The sequence below is a fragment of the Yersinia aldovae 670-83 genome (genome assembly GCF_000834395.1).
GTDB classification, from domain to species: Bacteria; Pseudomonadota; Gammaproteobacteria; order Enterobacterales; family Enterobacteriaceae; genus Yersinia; species Yersinia aldovae.
This window is the reverse complement of sequence record NZ_CP009781.1, coordinates 3,829,231-3,850,133: the sequence shown is the minus strand read 5'-3', so window position 1 is coordinate 3,850,133 and position 20,903 is coordinate 3,829,231. Positions and strand designations below refer to the sequence as shown.

Here is a 20,903-nt window from a genome sequence, read left to right as displayed (position 1 = left end):
GGTGAATCCCTGTTTTACCAATTCTTGCGGCCAAAGCCTGATGTAATCGGATAGCGTCTGTCTTTGCCAAAGTTGCGGGCGGTAATACGTGGCCCGACAGCGGACTGACGCCGTTTATATTCGTTGATATCGACCAGACGGATGACCTTACGCACAATAGTTTCATCAAAGCCGTCAGCGACCAAATCGGTGACTGACTTATCATGTTCGACGTATCCTTCGAGGATCTCGTCCAAAATATCATAAGGTGGCAGGCTGTCTTCATCTTTCTGGTCTGGAGCCAGCTCAGCAGACGGTGGGCGGGTAATGACCCGCTGCGGGATCACGTATGAAACGGTATTACGGTATTCCGACAGTTTAAATACCAGCGTTTTAGGTACATCTTTCAACACATCAAAACCGCCCGCCATATCACCGTACAACGTGGCATAACCTACGGCCATTTCGCTTTTATTACCGGTGGTTAATACAATACTGCGGCGTTTGTTGGACAAAGCCATCAGCACCACACCACGACAGCGCGCCTGAAGATTCTCTTCGGTGGTATCGCGTGCGGTGCCAGCAAACATCGGCGACAATTGGCTCATAAAGGCATCAAACATCGGTTCGATGGAGAGCACATCGAACTCAATTCCCAGAATTTCAGCCTCTTCTTTGGCATCCGCGATACTGATATCAGCGGTGTAACGGAACGGCATCATCAAGGCCTGAACCTTATCTTTACCCAGCGCATCCACGGCAATCGCCAGTGTCAGTGCCGAGTCAATCCCGCCGGACAAGCCTAGCACCGCGCCATTAAAACCATTTTTAGTCACGTAATCACGCACCGCCAAAACCAAGGCCTCATAGACCTGCGCCAATGGGGGCAACTCAGCGGCAGGTGCCATCATCGGCACTACTTCACACCCTTTGAACTGCAATAAGGTGGTTTGCTCAGCAAATGCCGCCAGACGATGGGTCATATTACCGGCAGCATCGAATACTTTGGAACAGCCATCGAAAATCAGTTCATCCTGCCCGCCTATCTGGTTGAGATACACCAATGGCAAGCCGGTACGCTGGCAGTGAGCGGCCATTAGCGTTTTGCGGATATAAGGTTTTTCGCGGTTATACGGCGAGGCATTGATCGACAATACAATTTCAGCCCCCGCAGCTTTAACCGCATCAACCGGGCCATCGAACCATAAATCTTCACAAATCAGCAGCCCCAGGCGATAACCTTTCAGCTCAACCACGCAGCTTTTGTCACCCGCTGAGAAATAGCGTTTTTCGTCGAAAACACCGTAGTTAGGCAGTTGCTGTTTAAAGTAACGCCCCAGCAATTTGCCTTCGGCAAACAGGGACAAGGCATTATACAGCTTGCCCGCTTCACGCCACGGGTGCCCTACCAATACGGCAGTGTGCTGGGTTGCTGCCTGCAAACGATCCAACTGCGTTTTACAACGTTGATAGAAATCATCACGATACAGCAGATCTTCGGGCGGATAACCGGACAAAGCCAGCTCGGAGAACATCACCAGGTCAGCACCCGCCTTCTGCTGCTCATTTAAGGTTTGCAACATGCGTTCAGTGTTGCCTTCGATATCGCCGACCAGCCAATTTAGCTGGGCTAACGCAATGGAAAGTGATCTGCTCATGGGTGTTTAAACTCTATTTCAGCTTGGTCGGGAATAATTTTTGTCATTAGCGCACAACTATTATTCTTTAAAATCATTGGCATCTAGCTCATGACGTGACAGCAATTTATAAAATTCAGTGCGGTTACGCCCCGCCATCCTGGCAGCCTGAGTCACATTGCCTTTAGTGATTTGTAGCAGTTTACGCAGATAATTCAATTCGAATTGATTGCGCGCCTCGACAAAGGTCGGTAATGCGGTGTTCTCGCCTTCCAATGCCTGTTCCACCAACGCTTCACTGATAACCGGCGCAGAGGTCAATGCCACACATTGTTCAATCACGTTGACCAGTTGGCGGACATTGCCCGGCCAACTGGCGGTCATAAGCCGCTTCATGGCATCGGTTGAGAAGCTACGCACAAATGGCTTATGGCGTTTGGCTGATTCACGCAACAGATGGTTGGCCAGCAGCGGAATATCTTCCGAGCGCTCATGCAGTGCCGGAATTTTCAAATTGACCACATTTAAACGGTAGTAGAGATCTTCGCGGAATTCATTTTTCGCCATTGCTTTAGGCAAATCACGGTGAGTCGCCGAAATGATCCGTACATCAATACTCAAATCGCGGTTGCTACCCAATGGACGCACTTTGCGCTCCTGTAGCACTCGCAGTAATTTTACTTGTAATGACAACGGCATATCGCCGATTTCATCTAAAAATAGCGTGCCACCTTCTGCTGCCTGGAATAACCCTTCACGGCTACTGACTGCGCCGGTAAACGCACCCTTGGCATGGCCGAAGAGTTCGGACTCCAATAACTGCTCTGGTAATGCACCGCAGTTGATCGCAATAAACGCTTTTTTCGCTCGCGGGCTGGCAGCATGAATGGCTTGTGCCAAGACCTCTTTACCGGTACCACTTTGGCCGTTAATCAGCACGCTGACATCAGATTGCGCCACCATTTTTGCCTGTTCAAGCAAGCGCAACATTACCGGGCTGCGGGTAACAATCGATTCACGCCAGCTATCATCACCGGCAGGAATGGAAAGTTCCAATGCCGCATCAATAGCCTTATATAAAGCATCGCGATCAACCGGTTTGGTTAGGAAGCTAAACACCCCCTGCTGGGTTGCCGCAACCGCATCAGGTATCGAGCCGTGGGCCGTCAGAATAATCACTGGCATCCCCGGCTGATGTTTCTGAATCTCGACGAACAGTGCCATGCCATCCATTTCATCCATGCGCAAGTCACTGATAACCAAATCTATTTTTTCACGTATTAACAGACGCAGGGCTTCCTGGCCACTCTCAGCCGTGGTGACATTAAATCCTTCACTGGTTAGACGCATCCCCAAAAGCTTAAGTAAGCTTGGGTCATCATCAACCAGCAGTAGATTGGCCGGTTTGCGTGGTGTCATGAGTGTCCTTATTGGAGGCAGGTGGAACATCCGTTGGTGTCACCGCAGGCGGTGTATAAGTATCTGCCGGTTTTGCTAGTGCAGGTGCTGCGGGCTGATTGCCAGAGGGCACCACCGTTTGCGCCGGTTCCACCTCTGCGGGCTTGCTTTCAGCCGGTTTAGCCTCTAATGGCTTAACCTCCACAGGCTTAGCTTCTGCTGGTTTTGCAGGCTCTGCTTTTGGCTGAGGTTTGATTTCCACCGGTTTTGGCACAGCGGCTTTGTTATCAGCATCGGCTTCTGGCATTTCATTTTGCAACTGCTTGCGTGATGAAAGCTGCCGTTCAATATCGGTCAGGTTTTCCAGCTTACGGGTAGTATCCAATAAGTTATATTGCAGCCGGGTCTGGCTTTCGCGCAGGCGATCAATTTGGGCGTCAGATTCATCTTGCAGCCGCTGATAGCGTATGCGCTCCTCTGCCAGCGAGATACGCAATACCTGCGGCTCGCGCCACAACTGAATCAGTTGGCGCACCGCGCCTGGAAAGCTTTGGCTGTAACTATTTAGCCGCTCAACCACCTGACGCCGCTCTGACAGCGACGGATCAGCGCTGCTGACCAGAATGCCCTGTTTAAACGCAGCAGACCAGGTCATAACAGGCAATGTTTTCGCTAAAGACCGAGCTTGAGTTGAACCCAGACGCTCGGCACAATCCATCGCTCGTAGCCAATAAAGGGAGTTCTCCAGCGTCTCTTTATCATCCAGTCCCCACAAGACATCGCAAGAGAGGGTTCGATAATCAACGATTTTCGTTTCCGGTATCACCATCTGAACCGCTTGTGAAAAGCGGCTGCCGTTAGGCTTATCGGTACACCCGGTGAGTAATAGTGGAGCCAGCAATAACGCTCGCCAAAAAATACCCGAACCGAGTCGACCCACCAGCTTATTAGCTCTGGTTGATGTCTGGTATGACAAAGAGACGGTCTTTTTAATAACGCAGCTCATAGACCAGTTGTACATTATTTATTCATTCTCAGCGGTTAATGGCAATTCTACACGGAAGCAAACTGCGGCATAATCCACGGTAACCAATTGTAGGTCACCCTGCATACGTCTGATGCAGTCCTGAGCTATACTCAGCCCCAATCCGCTGCCTTTGACGGCCCCTTTTCGCTGATGGCTCCCTTGGAAAAAAGGCTCAAATATCATTGTTTCTTCTGATTGCGGGATAGGTACCCCGGTATTCGCAATATCAATTTGCACCCGATTATTCACCTCACGGCTGCGAATCCAAATGGTACCGGATTCCTCGCCATAGTGCACCGCATTGGAGTAGAGATTATCTAATACCCGCATCAATAATGTCGGTTCTGCCCAACAAATGTCTGCGTGCAAGTCAGTCTCGGTACGAATCATCTTGGCCCGGGCCGGTAAACTGTGCGCAGTAATCACGTCTTCCACCATTTCAACCAGCTCTACATTCTCAAGCTCACCGGGGCCATCGGCCAATTTACGGTTATAATCGAGCAACTGCTCAATCAACAATTGCAGATGGCGACTGCTGTTATCAAGGATAGCCACCACTTCTTTTTGATCTGAAGTTAATGGCCCGGCAACCTCATCGGCCAGTAACTCGGTGCCCTCACGCATACTGGCCAACGGCGTTTTTAGCTCATGGGAGATATGGCGCAAAAACTCGTGACGCTGTGATTCAAGCCAGGCCAAACGTTCACTAAGCCAGATGATGCGCTGTGCCAGTGAACGTAACTCACGCGGCCCTTTAAACAGTGCCGTATTCCCCAAGGGCCGCCCTTCCCCTAACCGGTTAATCATTCGCTCAATTCCCTTAACCGGGCCGATAATCATTCGGGTGAATAGCACTACCAACATGACACTGACCAAAAACAGCAACAGTGACTGCCAGCCAAAGAATTGCCCACGTTCAGCGATATCTTTTTGCAGTTGTTGCCCACGAGAGAAAATCACATCGCGCGTGGCCTGCACCATTTCGGCATTCGATCGAGAAAACTTCTCCAGCAAAGCAGAGGCATTCTGTTCCGGCCCACTATTTTTACATTGAATATCAGAAAGTTGTATTAGCAGCTCACGTAACGTCTGATAGTAACGGGCATCAGGCAGGATTGTTGCATGTGTATCAAGCATTTGCGCATACTGTTTACGCTGTTGCTGGTAGAGCTTCGCCAGGGTTGCATCATCCAGAACACAATATTGGCGATAGCTGCGCTCCATTTCAAGCGCCACACTGGTCATGGCCTCACTGCGCCGGGCATCTGCCAACGTGGTGCGATTAATATTGGCCGCCTGGGTGCTGAGATGGTCAAGGCTCTGATAAGCTTGATAAGCCAGCACCAATAAGGGCAACAGCACTAACAGAAATGCCATGAGCACTAATTGACGTAAAGAACGGGGGAATAAACGCCATCTTTTCAACGAAATCATCTCATTACCTATCATTCTGTTGTGATGCTAACTGACTTTGCCAGGATTACAATGCCTGTCCCTCAATTAAGATGATCTAACCAGAGCTGAGATAAAAAAAGCACTTGGCTTTGAGCAAAGTGCTTTTAATTAATGTGGCTTGTCCATTATCGTCAGAATCATCATCAGGCCTGTTTTTATCATTAATTGCAGTAAAAATAGAGAGTTTAGCTTGTCTTTGACCATAATATACCCTAAATAATTCGAGTTCAGGAAGGTGGCAAGTGAGAGACGAATCGGTCGCAGAGCGATTTGAACAGCATTTATGTTAGCCCGCAGGGTGAGCCTCTTTGAGGCTCATTAATCCCGATAAGCATGAATAAGTGATTCGGGTGACCAATCTGCCGGGAGCAGATTTGAACGCTGCTCGCAGCGGCCTCGTGGAGATGAGGCCTATGGATGGGCCGAGTAACGATCGCAGCCAACGCACATGCAGCTTGGAGTATGACGGTATAGATGTGACAACGGGGCAATAAATTGCCCCGTCACAGAATATTTGGATGCCCTTAAATATCGTCTCCAGTTTGATGAAGCCGAAGCAATCATCGGGAGGATGAGACGAATAGCATCCAGACATGTCCAAAGTTGATGAACAGTTCATCACAGCAGGACATAGGCGGCACCTAACTCAACGTGTCGTCCGATGTTTGATAATGTGCATTCACACGATATCGATTTGGTTGGACGATAGGTACCAGTCTTTGGCATCATTCGGTGGCTTATGAAGCGCATATTCCGCCTAAACGCGGGACTATCATAAAGAGTTGAATGAGCAACTGAGAATAACAATGCAGGTAGCGTGCCAAGTTTTTGGTATTAATCATAATTAACTGATTTTAATCACAAATTTAATTTACGAACAAATAACCTCCACCTAATCCCTTATCAAGTCGGTAGGGTTATCGCTGTTTTGTCGCTAATCCCCGACACCTAATGACACATATAATAAAATACATATAAATTATTACGTTAAATGTCTCCTTTTTGAGACAATCTCTATCCCCGTTGTCGCACTTTACCGACACTTTAAATAAAAAACAGTAAAATCAAAAAGTTAAAATTATAACCATGCCACCTGTTATCCATTTACCCCTCTCAACACGTCACTGCATAGCGATGCCGTTGAAATCATTATCACGCCATAAATTATGAGATTTCATCATTATTACAAATAAGTCATGCTGATTCTTGTCCTCGACTCCCCATGAGAAACCACCAAAGTGCGAGTAAAACCTATGACATTAAATTATTTCACTTTTGAAGCTAACGGATAGTGACCAACGGTACGTTAAAAATATATCGAGGTTAATATGAGGAAAATAAATAAAACACTCATCGCAGCAATACTGATTTTCTTAATGAATATCCAGAGTATACCTGCTGCAAAAAATCCATTATCAATACCGCCAAGTCATGTGCCACAAAAGGTACAAAAGGTACAAAAGGTACAAAAGATAGATTATATCCACACCCCGGAAAGTGCCAACCCGCCTCAATTTGAAGTGAGCAACCTGCAATATAGCTATCGGCTGACCAATGGCGAGAGCTATATTTCTTTCACCCTAAACTCAACTGAACTTGTCAGTTATTATGTTCATGTAATAAATGATGAAAACATTATTTACCATGAAGTCTCTGGATTCAGTAATCATTCTTCCAAAAACATCGCTTTAGATCTGGAAAATATGATAGCCGGAGATTATGTTTTGGTGATAGAAGTTTATAACAATGAAAAAGTATCAACGAGAAAGACTTATCCTCTCATATTCAAATAATAGCTAAAATTGCATGTAAAAAGGGGGTGCTAACCGATACCCCCTATCACACTCAAAAACTCATAATGGCGGGTGTATATTAAGAACCTAAGCAACGACAGACGATTCCAACCCTGCTCTTTCAGATGCATCGCATAGCTGAATCACCCACGAACAGGATGATTCAAACTCTTGCAAATATAATCATACAACCGTTGAGTATCCTCCAATGAACACAGGCGAGTGCCCAGATTCAGTGTCGCAGCGCTACCGGCTGCAACGCCAAAACGGACTATATCCAGCAGATCTGCACCATTTGCCAGTTTCAGTGTCATCGCACCAACCATGCTGTCCCCAGCGCCAACGGTACTCATTTTTTTCACCGGCGGAGGCACTATTTGTACACAATTATCACGATCGACGGCCAGCGCCCCCTGTGGCCCAAGCGATACCACAACTCGCTCAGCAGCACCGCGTTTGACCAACTCCATAGCAGCACTGCGTACGTCATCGGGGTGCTCCAATGCCCGCCCGATAAGAGTCGATAGCTCGTTTTGATTAGGTTTTACCAATGCCAGCCCGCCCAAATCCAAGCTCGCTTTTAATGCATCGCCTGAGCTATCAATAATACATTGCAGTCCCATCGCTTGAGCCTGCCGAACCAGGTGAGTTAATTTCTCAATAGCCGTACCTGGCGGCAAGCTGCCACTGATCACCAGAATCGATCCTGAGGGGATGTTGCGTACTTGCAGCACCAGCAGATCAAACTCGTCATCACTGAGTCGTGCCCCTGGCATAACAAAACGATATTGTTCACCACTATTGTCTACGTGGACATGCATGTTCTGTCGTGTCCAATCTTGCGTTTTCAGCGTTTCTGTATGAATACCTTCTCTAACAAGCAATTCTTTCAGGTATTCACCGGTCGGGCCGCCAATAGGAAAAATTGCATTTGCTTGCCCCCCCAGATAGACAACCGCGCGTGCGACATTAATTCCTCCTCCTCCGGGTTCAAAAATAGGTGCCGTACAGCGTAGCTTTCCTTCAGGGTAGATTTTAGGAGTCGTCGTCGCACTGTCTAACGAAGGGGATAAGGTTAATGTGAAAATCTGAGTCATGATAATACAACCTTCCTTTTTGGCTTTTACTGCGCAGATTCGGCGCGTAAAATAGAAATTGTGTATTGGTAACGTACTGAAAGTGGCGGTAACGGTAACCAAAAATTCTAAATACTTATCGTAACCGCAGTAAATACAATGACTACTCTGAGTAAAGCACATAACTCAGTGTTTTGCTGTATTAAGGTACAAGTTGGTGAGTCAGTTTTTTGGTTTTAAAATCCGCTTAAAAGGACAAAAATCACATCAGAAACCTATTTGTAACCCGGTCTTTTTATTCCTGCTATCCCCGCAATAACCCCTTCCCTTTCCATATTTATTAATAGAATTATCCGCAAAACGGTTAATAAATTATGTAGGGTATTTATCAAGTCATTCGGATGATAAGTAGTGTTAAAGAAAACAGCAGTATCTGCACTGTCTATTCATTTGAGAGTGGCAATTTATTTCAGGGCGTGACGTAAATAAAAAAGGGGCATCAATCGATGCCCCTCCTTCATACTCAAAACCAATCAATTTACCCTAATTGCTTGCGCGCATTACGGAACATGCGCATCCACGGGCTATCCTCGCCCCACTCTTCTGGATGCCATGAGTTACTGACAGTACGGAAGACGCGCTCAGGGTGCGGCATCATTACCGTAGCTCGTCCACTGGCACTGGTGACCGCCGTAATACCGTTAGCGGAACCATTCGGGTTAGCTGGGTACTGATCTGTGACCACACCGTAGTTATTGACAAAGCGCAGCGCCACCAGATTGTTCTGCTCCAATGTCGCCAGATGTGCAGCATCACGCACTTCAACCCGCCCTTCACCATGTGAAACCGCAATTGGCATCCGTGAACCAATCATATCCTGCATAAACAGTGATGGGTTGTTTGCCACTTCAACCAAACTGAAACGCGCTTCAAAGCGGTCTGACAGGTTACGGACAAAGCGTGGCCAGTGCTCAGCACCCGGAATAAGCTCGCGCAGATTAGACATCATCTGGCAGCCATTACAAACGCCCAACGCCAGTGTTTCAGAGCGATGGAAGAAAGCTTCGAACTCATCACGCACCCGGTCGTTGAACAAAATGGATTTCGCCCAACCTTCACCCGCACCCAACACGTCACCGTAGGAGAAACCGCCGCAAGCCACCAGCGTTTGGAAGGATTGCAAATCAGTGCGCCCTGCCAGCAAGTCGCTCATATGTACATCAACCGCATCAAAACCGGCGCGGTGGAAGGCAGCAGCCATCTCAACGTGGGAGTTAACCCCTTGCTCACGCAGCACTGCCACTTTTGGCCGAACCTGCTTGATAATATAAGGTGCGGCAATGTCTTGTGACGGGTCAAAGGTCAGTTTCACATTTAAGCCAGGATCGCGTTCATCCTGTTTCGCCTGATGCTCTTGATCGGCACAATCCGGGTTATCGCGCAGACGCTGCATCTGCCAGGTGGTTTCAGCCCACCACAAGCGCAGGGTACTGCGTTTTTCGCTGTATATCGCCTCAGTGCCGCTGCGGATATCAAAGACATCACCTTCAACAGCGTGGCCCAGATAGTGAACGCAATTTGCTAAACCGTGGTCGGCCAGCAGTTGCTCTACCTCGCCACGCTGCCCGGCACGCACCTGAATGACGGCACCCAACTCTTCGTTGAACAAGGCAGCCAGCGCATCGTTACCCAAAGATTGAATATCGACGTCCACACCACAATGACCGGCGAAGGCCATTTCAGCCAGTGTGACCAACAAGCCGCCGTCAGAGCGGTCGTGATAGGCCAACAGCGACTGACTGGCCACTAAATGCTGCATGGCGTTGAAGAAGCCAGCCAGTTGTTTCACATCCCGCACATCCGCCGGTTTATCACCTAACTGACGGTAGACCTGTGTCAGCGCAGTGGCACCCAGTGCATTATGGCCCGCGCCCAGATCAATCAGTAACAGTGCGTTATCGCCCATATCAGTGCGCAATTGCGGTGTTACGGTATGGCGAACATCTTCAATACGGGCAAAGGCTGTGATCACTAAGGAGAGCGGCGAGGTCATCTCGCGCGGCTCGTTACCTTCCTGCCAGCGGGTTTTCATCGACATGGAGTCTTTACCCACTGGGATGGTAATTTCCAGTGCCGGACACAGCTCTTCACCTACCGCACGCACCGCATCATACAAACCGGCATCTTCACCTGGGTGACCTGCGGCAGACATCCAGTTAGCCGACAGTTTAATGCGTTTTAGTTCACCAATTTGGGTGGCGGCGATGTTGGTCAGTGCTTCGCCAACCGCCAGACGAGCAGAGGCAGCAAAGTCCAGCAAGGCGACTGGCGCACGTTCACCCAGTGACATCGCTTCGCCATAATAGCTGTCGAGGCTGGCGCTGGTCACCGCACAGTCGGCCACCGGAATTTGCCACGGGCCAACCATCTGGTCACGGGTCACCATACCGGTTACGCTACGGTCGCCAATGGTGATCAGGAAGGTCTTCTCGGCCACTGCGGGTAAATGCATGATACGTTTAACCGCGTCAGCGATACTGATATCAGCCCGTTGTAGCGCTTCGCCCTGCGCTTGCAAGCGGCTCACATCACGCAGCATTTTCGGCGTTTTGCCCAGCAGGACATCGAGCGGCATATCGATCGGCTGGTTGTCAAAATGACGGTCGTTCACCGTTAGATGTTGCTCCTCACTCGCCTCACCGATGACAGCATAGGGTGCGCGCTCGCGGCGGCAAATCTCATCAAACTGCGCCATCTGCGCCGGGGCAATGGCCATGACATAGCGCTCTTGAGATTCGTTACACCACACTTCCAGCGGGCTCATGCCCGGTTCGTCGTTAAGGATGTCGCGCAGTTCAAAGCGCCCACCACGGCCACCGTCGCTGACCAGTTCTGGCATGGCATTCGATAAGCCACCGGCCCCCACATCATGAATAAACAGAATCGGGTTGTGCTCACCCAACTGCCAGCAGCGGTCAATCACTTCCTGACAGCGCCGCTCCATCTCTGGGTTATCGCGCTGTACCGAGGCAAAATCCAAATCTGCATCAGACTGACCGGAGGCCATAGAAGAAGCCGCACCGCCGCCCAAACCGATATTCATCGATGGGCCACCGAGCACCACCAGCTTGGCACCCACGCTAATTTCGCCTTTTTGCACATGATCAGCGCGGATATTACCGATCCCGCCCGCCAACATGATCGGCTTATGGTAGCCACGTAGCTCAGTGCCGTTGTGACTGTTTACGCGCTCTTCATAAGTGCGGAAGTAACCCAGCAACGCCGGACGACCAAATTCATTGTTAAATGCCGCCCCGCCCAATGGGCCTTCGGTCATGATATCCAGCGCCGTTACAATGCGGTCTGGCTTACCAAAATTCTCTTCCCACGGCTGCTCAAAGCCCGGAATACGCAGGTTGGAAACCGAGAAACCGACTAAACCGGCTTTTGGTTTAGCACCGCGCCCGGTGGCACCCTCATCACGAATTTCACCACCAGAACCGGTGGCAGCCCCTGGCCACGGTGAAATAGCCGTCGGGTGGTTGTGGGTTTCCACTTTCATCAGGATATGCGCGGCTTCCTGATGAAAACCATACACGCCGTTTTCTGGCGCAGCATAGAAGCGGCCAACCTGAGAACCTTCCATCACCGCTGCATTGTCTTTATAAGCAGACAAGACGTAATCCGGTGTGTGTTCAAAGGTGTTTTTGATCATTTTAAACAGCGTCTTGGCTTGAACTTCGCCATCAATGACCCAATCTGCGTTAAAGATTTTATGGCGGCAATGCTCAGAGTTAGCCTGAGCGAACATATAAAGTTCAATATCGGTTGGGTTGCGCCCCAAACCGGTGAAAGCCGCCAGTAGATAGTCTATTTCATCCTGTGCCAGTGCCAGGCCCAATTTACTATTGGCCTGCTCCAGGGCACTGCGGCCCTGCCCGAGAATATCCACCCGTTGTACCGGGGCGGGCTGGTGATGAGAGAATAACTGCGCTACTTGTTGTAAATCGGTAAATACCGTTTCCATCATGCGGTCATGCAGCAAGGCGGCTAATTGTTGCCATTGGCTTTCGTTCAGATTCGGGCCTTGAATATAGAAGGCCAAACCACGTTCCAGACGCAGAACCTGCGGCAATGCACAGTTATGAGCGATATCAGTGGCTTTGGAAGACCACGGAGAGATAGTTCCCGGCCTTGGCGTGACCAGTAGCAAACGCCCTTCTGGCGCATGTTCGGGGAGAGATGGCCCATATTTAAGTAGCCGCTGGAGTCTGGCGTGTTCATCAGCACTCAGTGGTGCGCTAACATCGGCAAAGTGAACATATTCAGCGTAGATATCATCTACTGGCAGATGAGCATCCTGGCAGCGGGACAACAGTTTGGTAATACGAAAAGCCGACAAAGCGGGCGAACCACGCAGTATTTCCATAATCTAAGTTTCTCTCTCTTCGAAGTGACGGGAACAGCACTTCATTGGGCGCAGCATTCATTGACGCAAAACAGGGGAAAACGCGCGCTATTATAGTGAATCTATGGCTCCGACGAAACCGTTTGCGTAGCTATTATTAATAATTGCGTTAGAAATTGTCGTTATCGAGAGAATACCAATACTGGATATACCCAAGTGACGTCGAGATACCGGTGGGCGGCAAGGCAGCAAGCAAATGATTCGCGTGACAAATCTGCCCAGAGCAGATTTGAACACAGCCAACACGCCTGCAACTTGAAGGGCGATGGGGATAAATAAGCACGCAATAAAGTTGCACACTGACGCTTTGTTGCGCAAAATGCCACTCCACTGGGGATTTAACCATGTTGAATCTAGCTTCCTGCAAGCACAAAAATAGCGCTGCCGAGAGATAACTATTTGACGCGCATAAAATTAAATTACTTTGTCATTGGTGTAGTTGCCTTACTTCTGGCCCTTGCACTGTGGCCCAATATTCCCTGGCGTAATGGCCAGGAGGGGCAACTTGACCAAATAAAAGCCCGTGGCGAGCTGCGAGTAAGTACCATCAGCTCTCCACTGATCTATGCGACCGGAAAGGATGGCCCTTCTGGTCTTGACTATGAGCTGGCAAAACGTTTTGCTGACTATCTGGGGGTTAAGCTAGTTATCACCCCTCGTCATAACATTGATGATTTGTTTGACGCCTTAGATAGCAATGACGCCGACATGCTGGCCGCCGGGCTTATCTATAATAGTGAGCGCCTCAACCGGGCGCGCACCGGCCCTGCCTACTATTCAGTCTCGCAGCAGTTGGTCTACCGGCTGGGAACGCCACGGCCAAAATCATTCAGCGACCTGAAAGGTCAGTTGGTGGTGGCCTCCGGCTCTGCCCACATGACGGCATTGAAACAGCTTAAAGAGAGCAAATACCCTGATCTCAAATGGGGATCATCCGTTGATCGCTCAGGTAAAGAGTTACTGGAGCAGGTCGCGGATGGCAAACTCGACTACACCCTCGGCGATTCGGTAACTATTGCCTTGTTACAGCGCGTCCATCCACAATTGGCGGTGGCTTTTGATGTCACCGATGAAGAACCGGTCACCTGGTATTTCAAGCAAGGAGCAGATGACAGCCTGTATGCCGCAATGCTCGACTTCTATAGTGACATGGTGGAAGACGGTAGTCTGGCGCGGTTGGAAGAAAAATATCTGGGCCATGTGGGTAGCTTTGATTATGTCGACACTAAAACCTTCTTGTCGGCCATCGATAACGTGCTGCCGACTTTCCGGCCACTGTTCAAAAAGCACGCTGGGGAAATTGACTGGCGCTTACTGGCGGCAATTGCCTATCAGGAATCGCACTGGAATCCGCAAGCCACTTCCCCTACCGGTGTACGTGGCCTGATGATGCTAACTCGTGCAACCGCCAGTGGCCTGGGGGTTAAAGACAGAGTTGATCCCGAGGAGAGTATCAAAGGTGGTTCCACATATTTACAGCGTTTGATGAAAAAGATGCCGGAAACCATTCCTGAAGATGAAAAAATCTGGTTCGCACTGGCCGCTTACAACCTCGGTTATGGCCACATGCTGGATGCCCGCCGTCTGACTAAAAATCAAAACGGTAATCCAGATAGTTGGGTTGACGTCAAAATGCGCCTGCCGATGTTAAGTCAGAAGCGCTACTACCCCAGCACCACTTATGGCTATGCTCGCGGTCATGAAGCCTATAATTATGTGGAGAATATCCGCCGTTATCAGGACAGTTTGGTAGGGTATTTACAGGAAAAAGAGAAGAAAGCAGCGCAAAGTGCCGCGATTGAAGCTGAACTGGGCAAAGCTTATCCGGTCGTCGGGCCGGGTTGGTCAATCAATAATTAGCACTTATCTTTACTTACATCTCGCGCGGTTCAGGGTTTTCCCGCTGCGCGAGTTTCAACGCTTTTTTCTGCGCGCGCCGTTGACGAAAAAAAGCACTTAACTGCTGTGAACACTCATCCGCCAGCACACCGGCGCTTATCTCTATCTGATGATTCACCCCAGGATGGCGCAAAATATCCACCAGCGATCCAACAGCACCGGTTTTCAAATCATTGGCACCATACACCAGGCGGCGGATTCGGCTGTGAACCATCGCTCCGGCACACATCACACAAGGCTCTAAGGTCACGTATAAAGTGGCATCCAGCAAGCGATAATTCTGTAGCAATTGCCCACCTTGCCGCAGCGCCATGATTTCCGCATGAGCGGTCGGGTCATTATCGCTAATGGAGCGGTTCCATCCTTCAGCAATCATTTGATTATCCAGTACCAAAACCGCACCTACCGGGACTTCGCCCTCTTCCTGCGCTCGCAGTGCCAGCATCATGGCATACCGCATCCAGTGCTCATCACTGTCTCCACCAGGTGAATCACATTCAGAAGACATATTTTTATCAGCAGACACATTAACCTCTCAGATACTTTTGCGGCGTGCATTATACACAGCCAGCGGCAAGCGCTATAACCTCTAATTTCACTATAAGATAGCTCAGCTCATAATGATCGGTTAATGTTCCGCCAGGATAGAAACATGAGAAGGCAAATACATGAAGCTCAGCAAGAAAAATGCCGCGGTGGTGCGTAAGACCCTGAATGGATGGGCCAGTGAGGGCGTCATTCCTGAAGAAGAACACCAACGCCTGTTACAAAATATTGATGTTCAGCCTTTTGACTGGCGCAGATTAGCCGGTTACGCCTTCCTTGCCGCACTGGCATCACTGATTATCGCCATTGGCAGCCTGATGGCAGATACGTTCTTGCTCGCCTGGATAAGCCAGTTTTTCCGCTTCGACCCACCGGTACGGGTCGCAGTTACCGGCGTACTGGCTGCCGCCTTTTATCTGTGGGGCTTTCGTCGCCGTCAGCGCAATCCCAGCAAATTGTACAGTAATGAAGCGGTGCTATTTCTCGGTGTGATAATGACCGCAGCCGCCATCGGCCAGCTTGGTATCTGGCTGGATAATGGCAGTGGCCGTATCTCGCTATTATTGTTGCTCGGCACGGTTATCTACGGCCTGGTGGGCTGGTTTGGCCGATCCCCGTTGGTATGGCTGTTTGCCTTGCTGTCGCTGGGTAATGCCTTCGGGGCGGAAACCGGTTATTTATCCGGTTGGGGCGCTTACTGGCTAGGAATGAGTTACCCAATCCGCTTTATCGCTTTCGGCTTGCTGCTTTGTGCAGCCGCACTGTCACTGCAACCTCAATTAGCGCAACGCCGCTTAGACCGCGTTTCACAAGCTATGGGGCTACTTTACCTGTTTATCGCCTTATGGATATTGTCTATTTTCGGCAATTACGGTGACCTGGGCCACTGGTATCAAGTGCGCCAGATAGAGCTACTGCATTGGGGCTTACTGTTTGCCATCGCCGCTGGCGCGGCAATCTGGCTGGGGCTAAAGCAAGATGATGCCATGTTACGTGGCTTTGGCCTGACATTCCTCGCCATCAACTTGTATACCCGCTTCTTTGAGTTCTTCTGGGATGCGATGCCAAAAACTATCTTCTTCCTGCTGCTGGGGGTAAGTTTGTGGCTTCTGGGCCGGCACGCAGAGCGGATCTGGCAGCTCGGTCATCATGACAACGACGTCACTCATTAAGGCCCAAACCGCCGATTAACCAGGTGAATCACAGCCGTTGTGGTTATTCCAATTGCTGTAATTCACCATTTTTACTTACCCGCCAGCGGTGCTCACAGAAATATAACAACGGGTTATCCTGTTTACTGTCGCTGTAGCCGCTGTAGAGTTTCAGCGGCGCCCCCAGACGTTGCTCCAATTGCACCACTTTTTCCGGCCCAAGACAGCGCAGCGGTAACACCCATCCGCCATTACGCCGCGCCATGCGGCTGCCGACCAAACGCAAATGGTGGATAAAGGTTGAATCGTGGTAAACCTGCTCCACCAGCCGTTGCGGTGAACCGGTGATTAACCACACTTCAGCCTCATCGCTTGCCAGATATTGACGTAACCGCATCATCACCACTGGAAATGCGGTTACTTGCTGGCGGAATTCATTCACGAAACGCAACTCTAAATCTTTCAGGTGCGCTTCCCGCCGCCCGAAGGTAATGGCCCACAACAGCAGGCTCATCGGCCAGCGGGTGCAGCGCCCGCCGACCAATAATCCTAAACCAATAACCGGCAGTACAGGGATTACCAGCAACAAATTCAGTGGCAAATGGCGCAACAGAAAACGCAAAAAACTGCCAAACATATCCTGCTGGTGCAGCGTGCCGTCTAAATCAAAAAAGACAATCCGTTTGGCACGCTCTGATTGCGGTTTAGCTTGCTCAACGCTCAAGAATCACTCCTCAGGATCATTGAATCCCATAATCCAGGTGAATATAAAACCTGCCAGTATGGTGACGATCATCGCCACTAAATACAACATCACTTTGCCTGTGATAATAGTCAGCGCAAGTGGCAAACCCGAAATACCAAAGGTAATGACTGTCGCCACTTTCCAATAACTGATTAGCGCCCCGCCCACCGCACCGCCTAAACACGCGGCAATAAACGGTTTACCCAGCGGCAGCGTCACACCAAAAATCAGTGGCTCACCGATACCTAATACCCCGACGGGTAATGCCCCTTTAATCACCTTCCTCAAGCGGCTATTGCGGGTTTTCATTAATACGGCCAATGCCGCGCCAATCTGCCCAACACCTGCCATCGCCAGTATTGGTAGCAACGGGTTAGATCCATGTGCCTGGACCAACTCCACATGAATAGGTACTAGCCCTTGATGCAAGCCGGTCAATACCAATGGCAGGAAGAGGCCGGACAGCAACGCCCCAACCAGTAACCCACCGTGATCAATGGCCAGATTGACACCGTGGGTAATCCCATCGGAGATATAGCCCCCCAGAGGCTGCAAAATTACAATTGCCAGTGAAGCGGTTATCAAGGTGGTCAGCAATGGGTTAACAATAAGCTCGATGGATTCTGGCAAGCGCTGGCGTAGCCATTTCTCCAGCCAGCACATCAGCACCACCACCAACAAGACGGCAATGACACCGCCGCGCCCCGGCTGCAATGCCTCGCCGAATAAGGTAATTTGCGCCAATGCCGGGCTGGTCAGAATGCCGGCCATCACCCCGCCCATCGCCGGTGAGCCACCGAAGACTTTCGCCGCATTCACCCCCACCAGAATATTCATAATAGCAAACACAGCGCTACCGAAGATGGCGAGCAGGCCTAGCAGGTTTGGATACTGCAATGCCAAATCACCGGAGATATCGTGTCGTTTCAGTAAGTTAACTATCCCCATAATCAAACCTGAAGCAATAAATGCGGGGATAATTGGGATGAATATATTAGCCACTTGCCTCAAGGCTGCGCTCATAGGGGCTGCATATTTGGCTTTGGCCTGCGCCTTATTACGGCTGATATCATCCTGAGCAACCACGGTATCATCTGCCCGATTCCCTATCAGGGAACGCATACTATCAACCACTTTTGATGCTGCTCCGGGGCCGACAATCAACTGATGCTGGTCACCCTGCTTGATGTAACCCTTCACCCCTGTTAGCTGTTTTAGCGTGGCTAAATCGGGCAATTGTTCATCTTTCACCACAATACGCACCCGCGTCATGCAGTTTTCAAGTTTGAGAATATTTCCCTCACCGCCAATCCCTGCAAGTATTTGTGTTGCCAATAGTGTTGACTTATCCATAGCCGTTCCCCTGAGTGTAAGCCTTACAGCGCTGCGCGTAAGTAACCATTATGCTGCTGCAAACTCTGACGGGCCTGTTCAGCGCTGATCCCTTTCAGAATCATCAGAATGGCCGGTTTAACTTCATATTCTGTTTGCGCCAAGGCGTGCTCGGCATCAACACGGCTGGCACCCGTGGCTTCAACCACAATACGGCAAGCGCGATCAACCAACTTTACATTGGTCGCTTTCACATCCACCATTAGGTTCTGGTAGACCTTGCCCAGCTTGACCATCGCTCCGGTGGATAACATGTTGAGCACCAATTTCTGCGCCGTACCGGACTTCATCCGGGTCGAGCCGGTCAGTGCCTCTGGCCCCACAACTGGCGAAATCGCCACCTGCGCTTCCTGCGCGATAGGGGAATCTGGATTACAGGAAATGGCGGCTGTCGGGCAACCTAGCGCGCGGGCATAGCGCAGCGCCCCTATGACATAAGGCGTGCGCCCTGAGGCGGCCAACCCGACCACCATATCGGTTGCCGTAAGTTGTAAATCTTGCAAATCCTTTGCGCCAAGAGCCATATCATCCTCAGCACCTTCAACCGCTTTCAGTAACGCACCGGGGCCACCGGCGATCAGGCCAATCACCATGCCATGCGGTACGCCAAAAGTCGGCGGGCACTCAGAGGCATCTAACACCCCCAGACGCCCACTGGTTCCTGCCCCCAAATAAATCAGTCGCCCGCCCTGTTTTAATGCCTCAGCCGTCAGATCAACCGCCTGAGCAATCGCAGGTAAAACCAAACGAATGGCTTCAGGTACTTTGCGATCCTCATCGTTAATGCAGGTCAGCATTGCCAGTGTAGAGAGTTTGTCCAGCGCCATTGTTGCCGGGTTACGGCTTTCAGAAACTAACGTGCCCAGATTCATGATATGTCCTCTTTGAATTTTTAATTCACAATTATATTTTTATAATTGAATATAATATTCATTAAAGCGAATGTTTTCTTGCGCCATTCATTGAATGATCACAAAAAAAGGATGTTATGCTCCGTTACTGGCGCTTTATCTTGATTTTTACGGATATCATTATGTTCTTCCCGCACTCAGGAACTGATTTATGAGCAGTCTTCTTCGCATTCGCCAGATCTACCCTACGCTGGCACAAAATGACCGTAAGCTGGCCGACTTCCTACTGTCCAACCCTGAGCAGGCGCGGCATCTTAGTTCACAAAAGTTGGCGCAACAGACCGGTGTTAGCCAATCAGCCGTCGTCAAATTCGCCCAGAAGTTAGGTTATAAAGGCTTTCCAGCGCTAAAACTGGCTCTGAGTGAAATTGTGGCCTCGCCACCTCAGGCGGTCACACTGCATAACCAGATCCTAAGTACCGATAGCTTAAAAACGGTGGGCGAAAAATTACTCAGTGAAAAAACTGCCGCATTACGCGCCACGCTGGATATCAATAGTGAACAACGTCTTACACAGGCGTTAGAGATGCTGCGTACCGCGCGAAAGGTGATTTTGATTGGTATTGGTGCTTCTGGTTTGGTGGCCAAAGACCTGGCTTATAAGTTACTGAAAATTGGCGTGGTCGCCGTATCGGAAACAGATATGCATGTACAACTGGCGGTGGTGCAGGCGTTGAATGTGCAAGATTTAGTGTTAGCCATCTCATTTAGTGGCGAGCGCCGCGAGGTAAATCTGGCAGCGGAAGAGGCACAGCGCCGTGGTGCCAAGGTATTGGCTCTCACCAGTTTTTCCCCCAATAACCTACAACAGCGGGCAGACCACTGCTTATATACTATCTCAGAAGAGCCGGTGATTCGCAGTGCCGCTATCTCGTCCAGCACGGCACAATATGCGCTAACCGATCTACTATTTATGGCGATGATTCAGCAAGACCTTGAAAGTACGCAGGCAAATATTAAGCACAGTGCAGCGCTGGTGAAAAGACTGGTCTAAGGGCTCCAGAGAGGTATAATCCTCCGCTGTTGAGCATCCCCCAAGCGAAGGTAAGAGGAATCATGGCCCTGTTGATCACTCGTAAATGTATCAATTGCGACATGTGCGAGCCGGAATGTCCGAACAAGGCAATTTCTATGGGTGCAGACATTTATGAGATTGACCCGATGCGCTGTACCGAATGTGTCGGCCATTACGAAACGCCAACCTGTCAGTTGGTCTGCCCTATTGATAATACTATTGCTATCGATCCAGCTTGGGTTGAGAGCAACGAGCAGCTATGGGATAAATTTGTCCAACTGCATCATGCCGACCGATTATAATCCCCCGCGATAATCGTTTTTGATACCAACAGCTTATACCGGCGCACCGTAAAAAGGGCGGCATTGCCATGCACGCCCCGATATCCTGTCATCACAACTTGCGGCCAAT

The 20,903-nt window shown here is 50.0% G+C and carries 15 protein-coding genes; 5 read left to right on the top strand and 10 right to left on the bottom strand.

The features are described from left to right. Positions 1-14: 14 nt before the first annotated feature. The 4 genes from AT01_RS17300 to AT01_RS17285 are packed head-to-tail and all read right to left on the bottom strand — an operon-like array spanning position 15 to position 5,475. Positions 15-1,637 (bottom strand): NAD+ synthase, encoded by a 1,623-nt coding sequence (locus tag AT01_RS17300; protein WP_042548028.1) that lies wholly within the window; start codon positions 1,635-1,637, stop codon positions 15-17. A gap of 60 nt (positions 1,638-1,697) precedes the next feature. Beyond that, positions 1,698-3,035: a two-component system response regulator GlrR gene (glrR, locus tag AT01_RS17295; protein WP_042548027.1), complete on the bottom strand. Its 1,338-nt coding sequence runs from the start codon at positions 3,033-3,035 to the stop codon at positions 1,698-1,700. Then, positions 2,998-4,020: a two-component system QseEF-associated lipoprotein QseG gene (qseG, locus tag AT01_RS17290; protein ID WP_235427316.1), complete on the bottom strand. Its 1,023-nt coding sequence runs from the start codon at positions 4,018-4,020 to the stop codon at positions 2,998-3,000. Before qseG ends, glrR begins: the two co-directional genes overlap by 38 nt. An 18-nt stretch (positions 4,021-4,038) precedes the next feature. Continuing rightward, positions 4,039-5,475: a sensor histidine kinase gene (locus tag AT01_RS17285; RefSeq protein ID WP_042548025.1), complete on the bottom strand. Its 1,437-nt coding sequence runs from the start codon at positions 5,473-5,475 to the stop codon at positions 4,039-4,041. Positions 5,476-6,824: 1,349 nt separating this feature from the next. On the opposite strand from AT01_RS17285, the gene AT01_RS17280 reads away from it, so the two are divergent. Continuing rightward, positions 6,825-7,289 (top strand): hypothetical protein, encoded by a 465-nt coding sequence (locus AT01_RS17280; RefSeq protein ID WP_042548024.1) that lies wholly within the window; start codon positions 6,825-6,827, stop codon positions 7,287-7,289. A 143-nt stretch (positions 7,290-7,432) separates the two neighbouring features. Here the strand turns inward: AT01_RS17280 and pfkB are convergent, their stop codons facing one another. Beyond that, positions 7,433-8,386, bottom strand: a complete 954-nt coding sequence (gene pfkB, locus AT01_RS17275) for a 6-phosphofructokinase II (protein ID WP_042548023.1) — start codon at positions 8,384-8,386, stop codon at positions 7,433-7,435. Between the two features lie 517 nt (positions 8,387-8,903). Next, positions 8,904-12,794: a phosphoribosylformylglycinamidine synthase gene (purL, locus tag AT01_RS17270; RefSeq protein WP_042548022.1), complete on the bottom strand. Its 3,891-nt coding sequence runs from the start codon at positions 12,792-12,794 to the stop codon at positions 8,904-8,906. 438 nt (positions 12,795-13,232) lie between these two features. Between purL and mltF the strand changes: the two genes are divergently transcribed. Beyond that, positions 13,233-14,693, top strand: a complete 1,461-nt coding sequence (mltF, locus tag AT01_RS17265) for a membrane-bound lytic murein transglycosylase MltF (protein WP_042548021.1) — start codon at positions 13,233-13,235, stop codon at positions 14,691-14,693. A gap of 13 nt (positions 14,694-14,706) precedes the next feature. Here the strand turns inward: mltF and tadA are convergent, their stop codons facing one another. Further along, entirely contained in the window at positions 14,707-15,240 is a 534-nt protein-coding gene (gene tadA / locus AT01_RS17260; RefSeq protein WP_042548692.1) for a tRNA adenosine(34) deaminase TadA, read from the bottom strand. A 160-nt stretch (positions 15,241-15,400) separates the two neighbouring features. Here tadA and AT01_RS17255 point away from each other — a divergent pair, with 160 nt between their 5' ends. Beyond that, positions 15,401-16,450, top strand: coding sequence for a hypothetical protein (locus tag AT01_RS17255; RefSeq protein WP_042548020.1), 1,050 nt, complete (start codon positions 15,401-15,403; stop codon positions 16,448-16,450). A 43-nt stretch (positions 16,451-16,493) separates the two neighbouring features. On the opposite strand, the gene yfhb is transcribed toward AT01_RS17255, so the two are convergent. The 3 genes from yfhb to murQ form a co-directional block, all read right to left on the bottom strand. Continuing rightward, positions 16,494-17,066 (bottom strand): phosphatidylglycerophosphatase C, encoded by a 573-nt coding sequence (gene yfhb, locus AT01_RS17250; protein ID WP_407703558.1) that lies wholly within the window; start codon positions 17,064-17,066, stop codon positions 16,494-16,496. A 90-nt stretch (positions 17,067-17,156) separates the two neighbouring features. Continuing rightward, entirely contained in the window at positions 17,157-18,527 is a 1,371-nt protein-coding gene (locus tag AT01_RS17245) for a PTS transporter subunit EIIC (protein WP_042548019.1), read from the bottom strand. Positions 18,528-18,550: 23 nt separating this feature from the next. After that, the gene (murQ, locus tag AT01_RS17240; protein ID WP_042548018.1) at positions 18,551-19,438 is read right to left on the bottom strand and encodes an N-acetylmuramic acid 6-phosphate etherase; all 888 of its coding nucleotides are present in this window, start codon (positions 19,436-19,438) and stop codon (positions 18,551-18,553) included. A gap of 190 nt (positions 19,439-19,628) precedes the next feature. On the opposite strand from murQ, the gene AT01_RS17235 reads away from it, so the two are divergent. Together AT01_RS17235 and AT01_RS17230 are read left to right on the top strand one after the other, a co-directional pair. Then, entirely contained in the window at positions 19,629-20,471 is an 843-nt protein-coding gene (locus AT01_RS17235; protein ID WP_042548017.1) for a MurR/RpiR family transcriptional regulator, read from the top strand. A gap of 62 nt (positions 20,472-20,533) precedes the next feature. Then, a complete protein-coding gene (locus AT01_RS17230) occupies positions 20,534-20,794 on the top strand; it encodes a YfhL family 4Fe-4S dicluster ferredoxin (protein ID WP_042548016.1) in 261 nt (86 codons plus the stop codon). Positions 20,795-20,903: the final 109 nt, after the last annotated feature.

Coding starts and splice junctions, on each gene's coding strand:
- AT01_RS17300 (WP_042548028.1), bottom strand. CDS start 1,637: ATGAGCAGATCACTTTCCATTGCGTTAGCCCAGCTAAATTGGCTGGTC.
- glrR (WP_042548027.1), bottom strand. CDS start 3,035: ATGACACCACGCAAACCGGCCAATCTACTGCTGGTTGATGATGACCCA.
- qseG (WP_235427316.1), bottom strand. CDS start 4,020: ATGAGCTGCGTTATTAAAAAGACCGTCTCTTTGTCATACCAGACATCA.
- AT01_RS17285 (WP_042548025.1), bottom strand. CDS start 5,475: ATGATTTCGTTGAAAAGATGGCGTTTATTCCCCCGTTCTTTACGTCAA.
- AT01_RS17280 (WP_042548024.1), top strand. CDS start 6,825: ATGAGGAAAATAAATAAAACACTCATCGCAGCAATACTGATTTTCTTA.
- pfkB (WP_042548023.1), bottom strand. CDS start 8,386: ATGACTCAGATTTTCACATTAACCTTATCCCCTTCGTTAGACAGTGCG.
- purL (WP_042548022.1), bottom strand. CDS start 12,794: ATGGAAATACTGCGTGGTTCGCCCGCTTTGTCGGCTTTTCGTATTACC.
- tadA (WP_042548692.1), bottom strand. CDS start 15,240: ATGTCTTCTGAATGTGATTCACCTGGTGGAGACAGTGATGAGCACTGG.
- AT01_RS17255 (WP_042548020.1), top strand. CDS start 15,401: ATGAAGCTCAGCAAGAAAAATGCCGCGGTGGTGCGTAAGACCCTGAAT.
- yfhb (WP_407703558.1), bottom strand. CDS start 17,066: ATGTTTGGCAGTTTTTTGCGTTTTCTGTTGCGCCATTTGCCACTGAAT.
- AT01_RS17245 (WP_042548019.1), bottom strand. CDS start 18,527: ATGGATAAGTCAACACTATTGGCAACACAAATACTTGCAGGGATTGGC.
- murQ (WP_042548018.1), bottom strand. CDS start 19,438: ATGAATCTGGGCACGTTAGTTTCTGAAAGCCGTAACCCGGCAACAATG.
- AT01_RS17235 (WP_042548017.1), top strand. CDS start 19,629: ATGAGCAGTCTTCTTCGCATTCGCCAGATCTACCCTACGCTGGCACAA.
- AT01_RS17230 (WP_042548016.1), top strand. CDS start 20,534: ATGGCCCTGTTGATCACTCGTAAATGTATCAATTGCGACATGTGCGAG.